Annotated in this window: 5 protein-coding genes and 1 pseudogene; 2 read left to right on the plus strand and 4 right to left on the minus strand. The window is 57.2% G+C overall.

Going from position 1 to position 6193, the window contains the following annotated elements:
• Positions 1 to 35: 35 nt before the first annotated feature.
• The 3 genes from AKU94_RS13415 to AKU94_RS13425 form a co-directional block, all read right to left on the minus strand.
• Positions 36 to 809 (minus strand): FadR/GntR family transcriptional regulator, encoded by a 774-nt coding sequence (locus AKU94_RS13415; protein WP_050527760.1) that lies wholly within the window; start codon positions 807 to 809, stop codon positions 36 to 38.
• A gap of 107 nt (positions 810 to 916) precedes the next feature.
• Positions 917 to 1570 carry an OmpA family protein gene (locus AKU94_RS13420; RefSeq protein ID WP_050527786.1) on the minus strand — a complete coding sequence of 218 codons (654 nt, stop codon included), beginning with the start codon at positions 1568 to 1570 and terminating at the stop codon, positions 917 to 919.
• Between the two features lie 107 nt (positions 1571 to 1677).
• Positions 1678 to 2544, minus strand: a complete 867-nt coding sequence (locus tag AKU94_RS13425; RefSeq protein WP_050527761.1) for a methylated-DNA--[protein]-cysteine S-methyltransferase — start codon at positions 2542 to 2544, stop codon at positions 1678 to 1680.
• Positions 2545 to 2659: 115 nt separating this feature from the next.
• Here AKU94_RS13425 and nth point away from each other — a divergent pair, with 115 nt between their 5' ends.
• Positions 2660 to 3304 (plus strand): endonuclease III, encoded by a 645-nt coding sequence (gene nth / locus AKU94_RS13430; protein ID WP_050527762.1) that lies wholly within the window; start codon positions 2660 to 2662, stop codon positions 3302 to 3304.
• Positions 3301 to 4293 (plus strand): adenosine kinase, encoded by a 993-nt coding sequence (locus AKU94_RS13435; protein ID WP_050527763.1) that lies wholly within the window; start codon positions 3301 to 3303, stop codon positions 4291 to 4293. The genes nth and AKU94_RS13435 overlap by 4 nt, the downstream gene beginning before the upstream one ends.
• A gap of 619 nt (positions 4294 to 4912) precedes the next feature.
• On the opposite strand, the pseudogene AKU94_RS13440 reads toward AKU94_RS13435, so the two are convergent.
• Positions 4913 to 5982 (minus strand): annotated as a pseudogene (locus tag AKU94_RS13440) (IS110 family RNA-guided transposase).
• Positions 5983 to 6193 lie beyond the last annotated feature (211 nt).

The raw sequence follows: 6193 nt of genomic DNA on the forward strand, positions 1-6193 counted from the left end.
TTTAGAACCCGGCATTCGTGCCGGGTTCTTTCATTTTACGGAGTGCGGCTGCGCTCATAGCCCAATCGTTGCTGGGCAATCGCCTCATGGCGTTCTGCCTTCAACTGTTCGGCCAAAGCCTTTTCGACAAAATCGAGATGTGTGGCTACTGCGGCGCGGGCGGTGGCAGGGTCACGTGCCTGCAGCCCCTCGTTAATGGCGCGATGCTGGTCAAGCAGCATGGTCCGTGTCGTCCGGTTGCGAAAGATCATTTGCCGGTTGTAAAAGACGCCTTGCTTGAGCAAATCATACATCGAGCGCATCATATGCAGCATGATCACATTATGGCTGGCCTCTACGATTGCCATGTGAAAATCCGCATCCAGCGCGGCCTCATCGGCCGAGGCACGCTTGGCATGAGCCGTCTCCATCTTGGCAAAGATCGTAGCAATCACCTGTAAATCGGCATCTGAACCCAGCTTTGCAGCGCGTTCTGCTGCTAACCCCTCCATGTCACGACGAAAGGCGAGATAGTCAAAAACGGCGCCCTCATGCCGCGCAAACAGCTTGATCAGCGCATCGGAAAAAGCCGATCCCAAAACCTCGGCGACAAAGATTCCCGACCCCGGGCGGCTGGTCAAAAGTCCGCGGTCCTGTAGATCGGCAATCGCATCACGCAGACTGGGGCGCGACACCTTCATCCGTTCCGCAAGCTCACGCTCGGGGGGAAGGCGGTCGCCCGGGCGCAGGATGCCGCGCAAGATCAGCTGCTCGATCTGGCGAATGACGGCGGCGGATAGCTTTTCGGCGTGGACGGGTTGAAACGGCATAACAGCCTCCGACAAGATGTTCCGCGATTTTATGGCCGCTGTGCCCTATCCACAACACGAAAAAGGGCGGGGATAAGCCCGCCCTTTCCGCATCCATGCTGATCAAATCAGTTAGGACGAATGATGATTTCGACGCGGCGGTTTTGCGCGCGGCCCGCATCAGAGAGGTTGGACGCGACAGGCTGGTCCTCGCCGCGACCGAAGGCCACGATCCGCGCGCCCGGCACGCCATTCATCTGCAAGGTCGAGGCGACAGCCGTGGCACGGCGCTGTGAAAGCTGCTGGTTATAGGCGGCGGAACCGGTGTTGTCGGTATGGCCGATCACCTGCACCGTGGTGTTGGGATAGCTGAGCAAACTGCTTGCCACTGCTTGCAAATCGCGGGTCAGATCGCCGCGCAACGTTGCACTGTCGGTCGCAAAAAGGATATCCTGCGGCAGGTTCACCACCAGCTCGCTGCCGGTATTGGTGACGGAAACGCGGTCGTTGCCGATGGAGTTGCGCAGATCTGCGGCTTGCGCATCCAGTTGAGATCCGATCGCCCCGCCCAGCAACGCGCCAACACCGGCACCAAGCGCCGCCTTGGCCAGCTTGTTATCGCCCTTACTGGTGGCACCGAGTGCGCCGCCGATCAGCGCGCCGGTTGTGGCGCCAGTGCGGGTCCGGCGGTTTTCCTCGGTTGTGGGTGCCATCGGGGCGACACAGCCCGCAAGCGTCATTGCCGACAGGGTCAACAGGATAATTGGTTTTCTGATCGTCATTTTATGCCTCATCTTATTGGCCCCGTAAAAGGGAACATAGGCCTTCATACACCCCAACGCGCCATGCTGCATCTGGTTCCGCGCAGCCTTCGGCGGAAATTGGCCAGTCAGGCGTCATTTGCCGCAGATTCGTGATCGGCCCGTGCGCCTTCCCACGCCAGCAGCGCGCGTTTGACCGGCAGCCCCCAATGATATCCGCCTAATGCGCCGGATTTGCGCAGGGCACGGTGGCAGGGAATCAGCCAGCTGACAGGGTTTCTCCCCACGGCCGTCCCAACCGCGCGCACGGCCTTGGGATGGCCGATTGCGGCAGCGATCTGGGAATAGCTGGTGACATGGCCTGAGGGGATGCGCATCAATGCCTCCCAGACCTTGATCTGGAATGGTGCGCCGATCATGTAGATCGGGGCTTTGTCCGCGCTTGGGCTTGCCCCAAAGGCGGTCTGCACCCAAGGGCGTAGCATCGCGTCATCCTGCCGGAACGTGGCTTTCGGCCAGCGGGAGGTCAGGTCCTCCATTGTCGCCGCCTCTGTGGTCTCGGCAGAGAATCCGATGCCGCAGATTCCCTTTTCAGTGCCCATAACCAAGGCGGGGCCGAAGGGGCTGTCAAACCAACCCCAGCGGATGGTCAGCCCTGCGCCCCCGTTGGCATATTCGCCTGGGGTCATCGCCTCCCACCGCAGGAAAAGATCGTGCAGACGGCCGGTGCCGGACAGGTTGGCCGCCATGCTGGTTTCCAGAACTGTGAAGCGATCCGCCAAAAGACGGCGGGCATGATCCAGCGTCAGATATTGCTGATACCGCTTGGGCGAAACACCGACCCATTGCGAGAAAACCCTTTGGAAATGGGCCGCACTCATCCCCATCTGGGCCGCAAGCGCGTCAAGCTGAAGTGGGGCGTCGTGCGTATCAATCGCTTCGATCGCACGGCGCATAACGTTGAAATGATAGCTGCTTTTGTGATCGCTGGTCATGATGTCTCTCCCGTTTCCTCAATCTAACTGTAGCGGGTTGGTTTCACGACCCGTTTCCTGCACAAAACCGGCCCAAGCCTTGCGGCCGCGCCATATTTTAGGCATAGGGTTCGGCATGGCAAAACAGCTTGATTATCAAACGATCAAAGAGATCTTCACCCGGTTTCAGGCGTCTGATCCCGAACCGAAGGGGGAGCTTTTCCACACCAATGCCTATACGCTGCTGGTTGCGGTGGCTCTTTCGGCGCAGGCGACGGATGCGGGCGTGAACAAAGCCACGCGGCCCCTGTTTGCCAAAGTGGACACCCCGCAAAAGATGCTCGATTTGGGGTTGGAGGCGCTGACCGAGGCGATCAAGACCATCGGTCTTTTCCGAAACAAGGCCAAGAATGTGATCAAAATGGCCGAGATTCTGGTGGCCGACTATGGTGGCGAGGTGCCGTCCAGCCGTGCCGCCCTGCAGTCGCTGCCAGGGGTCGGGCGCAAGACGGCGAATGTGGTGCTTAACATGTGGTTTCACGTGCCCGCGCAAGCCGTGGACACTCATATCTTTCGCATCGGCAACCGCACCGGCATTTGTCCGGGTAAGACTGTCGATATCGTCGAGCGCGCGATAGAGGATCATATCCCTGCTGAATTTCAACAGCATGCACATCATTGGCTGATTTTGCACGGCCGTTATATCTGTATCGCGCGTAAACCCAAATGCGGAAACTGCATCATCCGCGACCTTTGCCCCTATGAGGATAAGACAATATGAAGACGTTTCAGGTGGTCGGTATCGGCAACGCGATGGTGGACGTTCTGGCCCATGCCGATGAGGCATTCTTGGCCGAGAACGGTATTGGCAAGGGCATCATGCAGTTGATTGACATGGAGCGTGCGGTGGACCTTTACGGCCGCATCGGACCGGCGCAGGAAATCTCGGGCGGATCGGCGGCCAATACGATTGCGGGTATCGCGCATCTGGGCGGGCGGACGGCCTATGTCGGCAAGGTCAAGGATGACCAGTTAGGGGCGATTTTTGCACATGACATGCGCGCCCAAGGGGCGGTCTATGAAACGGTCTTAGCCCCCAAAGGCGAGGCGGAAGAGACCGGGCGCTGCATCATTCTGGTTACGCCGGATGGTGAGCGTTCGATGAACACCTATCTTGGGGTGACGGAATTTCTGACGCCGAGTGATATTGATGAGGTCCAGATGGCAAATGCCGAGTGGATCTATCTTGAAGGTTACCGCTTTGACGGGCCGGAAAGCCATCAGGCCTTTGCCAAGGCGATTGCCGCCTGCAAAGGGGCGGGGGGACGTGTTTCGATCACCCTGTCGGATGCATTTTGTGTGGAGCGCCACCGTGATGCCTTTCGCCGGATGATCGCCGCGGATGTTGATTTGCTTTTTGCCAATCGAGCCGAGATTTTGTCGATGTATCAGACCGATAACTTTGATGCGGCTATGAAATCTGCGGCGAAGGATGTGGCGATCGTGGCCTGTACCGATAGCGAAAACGGTGCCCATATTTTGTGTGGTGGTGAGCACTGGCATGTGCCTGCAGTCGCCACTCAGATCGTTGATGCAACGGGGGCCGGAGATCTGTTCGCGGGTGCGTTTTTGTGGGGGATGACCAATGGTTATGACCTGCAAACGGCGGCACGCATGGGGAATATCGCGGCATTCGAGGTGATTGGACATATTGGCGCGCGTCCCGAGATGGATTTAAAAACGTTATTCGCGGATGCTGGCGTGATTTGAACGGGAGGGGGCGCGCGGCTCAAGCCCCTTTTGGGCCATCGCCGCGCGCCGTTGCCACGGGCTATTTGCTACTGGCCCGTGAAATTGGTATGGCCTATTGGCATTGCCGAGGTGGGCTCGGCACTGTTTGTTGCCTCTGCTTTTCTATAATTTACCGCTACAGAGGCGATCAATCACGGGGCTGAAACGGACGAATTCCGGTAAGATGCGGTGGTGATGGTACTGAGCAGCAGGCTTCGAATGATCTTGTCACGGTTACGTTCCGTTCTCTCAACTCACTTATGCGGCCTTACGCTCAAAAGCCAAGGGGCCTTTCCCGCCGAAGCATGAGAGGCGGCGTCGCGGATTATGGAACCCGTGTGCGGATGCCCCTTTCAATGCAAGAAGTTTTTCAGATTGCTCAGAACATGTGATCAGTGCAGTCGTGTGTCCGGCCTTTGAATGCGGCTTTCACACGCCGCTGGCCTGTATGGTGTCCGTGGATGGGTCCAAATCGTTGATGCGAGCACAAAGCTCCTGGCTTCTATCTGGTGTTCCCAACCCCGTCTTATGACCGTTGTTCCTTACTCTCCTTCGCCCTTCTCACATTGCCGGTTTACTCCAACGCATGGTGCAAAGCTTATGCAGCCAGCGGTGGAATTCGATCGTTCTCTTTTGTGGTTATTAACGCCCAAACAGTACGGGCAAGCTTGTTTGCCAATGCAGTCGCCACCAGCATACGAGGCTTGCGCGCCAGCATCTTGGCAAGCCATGATCCAGGTGGTGGGCCTTTCCGGATGGCCAACGGATGACGGCCATCACGCCAGAGGCGTGCATTCGCACGACGCGCCTGTGATCAGCAACCGCCTTATATCGCGCTGCCCCATTTTTGAGGTTCTACCCAGGATTTGTCGCCCACCGGTCGACTTCTGCCTTGGTACAAGCCCGCGACCCGGGCTGCAAACTCACGCCCATTAGAAAATTCTTCCATTGGTGGCGCAAAGGCCTGAATGGTCGTAGCACACATAGGCCCAACTCCGGGGATCGTCATAAGCCGTGATGGTGCTTCATCTGTTTTTGCGCGGCCTTTGATCTCGTGGTCCAGCGCCATAATCCGTTCGTCAAAAAGAGCGATCTGATCGATGTATGCTTGGCAAAGGCCTAAGATTTCAGTCGGCAGGTCAGGCGCAACTTCATCAAAGCTGGTTATCATGCGTCTAAACTGAACCATCCCTTGAGCGACGACGACACCGTATTCTGCTAAATGACCCCGCAAAGCGTTTACCAACTGGGAGCGTTGGCGGACACATAAATCGCGTGTTCGAAAGACCATGCCCTGCGCCTGTTGTTCTGCGCTTTTAACCGAGACGTAGCGCATGGTCGGGCGCGATGCCGCCTCCGCGATCGCTTCTGCGTCATTTGCATCGTTCTTTTGACGCTTCACAAACGGCTTAACGTAAACAGGTGGGATTAGACGCGCCTCGTGACCGAGCTTGCCAATCTCACGCCCCCAATAATGGGACGTAGCGCAAGCCTCCATAGCAACAACGCACCTTGGAAGCTTACTCAGGAACGCAATAAGCTGAGACCGCGACAATTTCTTGCGGAACACAACGGAACCATCGGTGGCAGCCCCGAGCAGTTTGAAGCCCCGTGCAGTTGGAAGCCCCGTTTTGCTAAATCAATTCCTACTACGCTAACATTCTCTATGGATGCTCTTCCTTTGTATGACAGTTTAAACTGCTATCATTCTGGCACATTGCGATGCCGCCGGGTGGCGCATCCATCCCATCATTGATGTAGTGGAAGATTGCTCCTTCTGCTTGTCTGCGGGGCGCCCGTTTCTAACGCCAGATCAGTCCGGCTTTCAGAGATTTGAAGACGGTCTCGACCATGGAATTGTCATAACACTGTCCCTTGC

Source organism: Pseudorhodobacter aquimaris, from assembly GCF_001202025.1.
In the GTDB taxonomy this organism is placed as follows: Bacteria; Pseudomonadota; Alphaproteobacteria; order Rhodobacterales; family Rhodobacteraceae; genus Pseudorhodobacter; species Pseudorhodobacter aquimaris.